The sequence below is a fragment of the Frankia sp. CcWB3 genome (assembly GCF_977927595.1).
In genome coordinates, this window is record NZ_CDWRCK010000365.1 from 1 (window position 1) to 3,160 (window position 3,160).

A 3,160-nucleotide genomic window follows, 5' to 3' on the forward strand; every position below is an offset into this window, starting at 1 on the left:
CGGTGGGGGCAGGCCGAGTTCGGTGAAGAAGGTGCGTAGCGGGAGCTGGAAGGCGGCCCGGAACTGGTGGAGGGTGAGTTTCGGGAGGCCGTGGCCGTGTAGGACGGCGTTGGTGGCGTGGTGGGCGCGGTCGGTGTCGGCCATGACGGTGCCGTTCCAGTCGAACACGAGCAGGGTGCCGGTCGGGGTGTGGGTCATGCGGGGGCGCTCACCTTGTGGAGGAGTGGAGGAGTTGGTCGGCGGTGCCGTCGGTGCCGGCGTGGTGAGGACGAAGCCGGCGTGGCTTGTCCCGCTCGGCTGCGATGCGGCCGGCCGGAGGGTGGGTGTGGGGGCGGTCACGTTGGGGTTTGGGTTGTCAGGGTTCGGGTTGTTAGGGTTTGGGTGTCGAGGGCGAGGATGGTGCCGTCTACGGTGACGGCGATGGCCGGGTCGATGTCGGTGCGCCAGAGGGTTGTTCCGTCTTCGTAGTCGAGCAGGGCGATTCCGCGTCCGGCGTCGGCGACCGCGAGGCCCCAGGGTGTTGCTACCGGGGTGGCCGGGTTGAACGGTGCGGTGGTCGCGGTGGCCCATCTCGCCTTACCGCTGGTGACATCGAGGCGTACCGTCTGGCCGGGTGTGGGCAGGTACAGTGCCGCGCTTTCGGTGTCGTACAACGGTGTTCCGGTGGGTGTGCCGATGGGTGTGCCAGCGCCGGGAACCATCCGCGAGGGTGAGGAGTTCGACGGCTCCGGCGGGGCGGTCCTCGTGCCTGACCCCGACGATCACCTCGTCGCCGTCGATGCGGCCCGGGGCCCCGGTGCCCGGCCCGGTCAGCTGGTGGCGCCAGCGCACCACTCCGTGGCGGCGTGCGGTGGGTGCCGGGGCGGGTAAGGAACACGAACGGCCCCGCCGCGGCCAGCGAGAACGTCCCGTCCGCCGCGCTGGTAGTAACCGTACGGCCGTCGCTGACGAGCACACCGGGACAGGCCCGCCCGTCGGCGGTGACGACACGTCCACGCATGAAGATAGCCTTTCTCGAGATCAGACGCGGAGATACGAGCTACGACACTCGGTGAGGACGTCGGTTGTCGCCAGCGCGATGCCGCTGCTTTCAGCCGGCACTGCGTTTCGCCCAGCCCCCGGGAGGGCTACGCTGCCGTCCCGGGGGCTGGCCAGGCCCCGCCGCTGGGTGCACCCCGGCTTCGGGGCCAACTCCCCAACCGTAGGGCCACGCCGAAGCCACTTCCTGATCGAACAAGGCCACTACCTACATGCGGATGGCCTCACTGCGCCGCCCGCTTCTTGGCGGATAATCCACCCCCACCTGGATACCCGTATACAACCAGGATAGTTCCCGGCGCACACGATCTCCAGAATAGAGTCGAAATTGTGCTAGCCGACTTATTTAAAGCTTAGTAAGGTCGGTGTGCCGCTGCTTGTGAGCGGGCCCTGCCGGAAAACCAGGCGCGGAGTCCGTCCCGCATTCCGATGCCGGTGGGCTGCCAGTCCACGTCGCGCGCCAGCAGGGTGCGGGCGTTGCGAACGTGCATGCTGCTCAGCACGGTGAGACCGTCAGCGTGTCCTGCCCGGCGCGGCGCGCAGTGACATCCCTCGGTGAAGTAGAGGTCGAGGCCGCGGCGGAGCAGTTCGACCTCTTCCGCGGACAGTTCCGCGGCCCAGGTCTCGTCGGCGCGGGTGCCTCCTGGCCACGGCAGGGTACGGAACAGGTCTGCCTCGCTGACCCGCCCGGCGGGGAGGAACGTATGGATGCCGTCAAGGGGCACCTGACCACAGCTGACTTCAGCCCGGCCGACGATCGCGACGTCTGCGCCGGTCAGCTCCAGCACTCCGCGTGCCACGGCATCGCCGATCAGGCCCGCGCCGGGCATGGCGGGTTCGGTCAACGGCCGCTCCAGTTCACCGATGATCTGTCCGCGAAGCTCCGCCAGCGTGTTGCTGCCGGGACCGCTCCAACCGAGCCGATCCTCCTCGCGAGCAGTGACCAGTTCGCCACGAAGATGAATACCGTCATCGTCAATATCCACCACGCCGACCTCGACGCCCATCGCCCAGGGCTGGATGTAGGGCATTCCCGCGACGGTCCCGATCCGGCGCGTTGCTGTTACATGCGCGCCGAACACACCGTCGACGTGCCCGCGAAGAGCGCGACAGAAATCGCGCATCCGCTGGCCGCCGTCCGGCTCGCCAGGTCTTGGAAAGATCCCGTCATGAATTGCCACGAAGGTGTGGTCGACCTGGCCCCGAAGGCCGGCCGCGGTCTCGATCGTCAGCTGCGCCGCGGCGTCGAGATCGCCGAGCTGGTCATAGACCGCCCGGCCGCGCCGTTCGGCCAGGTTGATGCCCACGATCGCGACGGTGCGGCCGCTCGGCGAGCTGACCGTCCAGTACGGTTGGAACACCGGGCCAAGCGCCACCAAGGCCGGGTCCGCGGCAACCAGCGGGAAGGGGATCCGCTGTGCCCATGTCAACACCGCCGCATCACCGAAGTCGAACTCGTGATTGCCCGGGATAGCCGCATCAAAGCCAAGACTGGCGGCGGCCGCCCAACCGAGAACACCTTCGGTCGCTGTGCAGAGCGGTCCTCCGGCGGAGAAGTCGCCGACGTCGATCCAGGCACTTGTCTGCACGTCCTCGCGAAGCCGGTTCACCGTCGCCCGCAACGCCGAGCCGCCGGGCAGCTGCCCCCAGGATGTTGCCTGTCTGCCAAACGATCCAAAGAAGTCGTAGGTGAGGAGCAGGCGGATGTCAGTCATGTGCATGGGCTCCTTCCTGTTCGAGTAGGTGTGGCGAAGACAGGCGCAGGCTCACGTCCTCGTCCTTACATGTTCGGGCCCCATGGAATCTTGGAGCTGGCCGCCTGGGGCACCGGAACTTCCGCCCAGCGGACCATGGGGCCCGAACACCACTCATCCTAGAAAACTTGCCTACCTGCGGTCAGACCGGGCACTTGGTTACCTGCAGCGAATCCTGCTTCGCAGGGTCGTCGATATTGTCCGCGGTGTAGACCTGCGGCGGAAGGACGACGCGCTCCTCAACCGGCTTACCCGACGCCGCCGCGACCGCCTGGTCCAGCATCTTCACACCAGCTTCACGCAGGTCGTAATCGATCAACGCGGAGATCCCGCCGCTCTTAAGGAGTCGAAATGAAATAACTTGCGCG

At 67.2% G+C, this 3,160-nt stretch carries 3 protein-coding genes and 2 pseudogenes; 1 reads left to right on the top strand and 4 read right to left on the bottom strand.

The genetic code is table 11. The annotated features are described in order from the left end of the window. Positions 1 to 198 (bottom strand): annotated as a pseudogene (locus tag ACY5KJ_RS19140) (HAD family hydrolase); the annotation flags it as partial. A gap of 137 nt (positions 199 to 335) precedes the next feature. Further along, positions 336 to 653 carry a hypothetical protein gene (locus ACY5KJ_RS19145; RefSeq protein ID WP_462204020.1) on the bottom strand — a complete coding sequence of 106 codons (318 nt, stop codon included), beginning with the start codon at positions 651 to 653 and terminating at the stop codon, positions 336 to 338. A 22-nt stretch (positions 654 to 675) separates the two neighbouring features. Between ACY5KJ_RS19145 and ACY5KJ_RS19150 the strand changes: the two genes are divergently transcribed. After that, the gene (locus ACY5KJ_RS19150; protein ID WP_462204021.1) at positions 676 to 870 is read left to right on the top strand and encodes a hypothetical protein; all 195 of its coding nucleotides are present in this window, start codon (positions 676 to 678) and stop codon (positions 868 to 870) included. A gap of 521 nt (positions 871 to 1,391) precedes the next feature. Here the strand turns inward: ACY5KJ_RS19150 and ACY5KJ_RS19155 are convergent. Both ACY5KJ_RS19155 and ACY5KJ_RS19160 read right to left on the bottom strand, forming a co-directional pair. Then, on the bottom strand, positions 1,392 to 2,753 hold the full coding sequence (locus ACY5KJ_RS19155; protein ID WP_462185897.1) for a bifunctional UDP-sugar hydrolase/5'-nucleotidase: 1,362 nt from the start codon (positions 2,751 to 2,753) through the stop codon (positions 1,392 to 1,394). Between the two features lie 181 nt (positions 2,754 to 2,934). Beyond that, positions 2,935 to 3,160: pseudogene (locus tag ACY5KJ_RS19160) on the bottom strand (hypothetical protein); the annotation flags it as partial.

What these genes read in the sequence shown, in the direction of transcription:
- ACY5KJ_RS19155 (WP_462185897.1), bottom strand. Translation starts at nt 2,753, where the DNA reads ATGACTGACATCCGCCTGCTCCTCACCTACGACTTCTTTGGATCGTTT.
- ACY5KJ_RS19150 (WP_462204021.1), top strand. Translation starts at nt 676, where the DNA reads ATGGGTGTGCCAGCGCCGGGAACCATCCGCGAGGGTGAGGAGTTCGAC.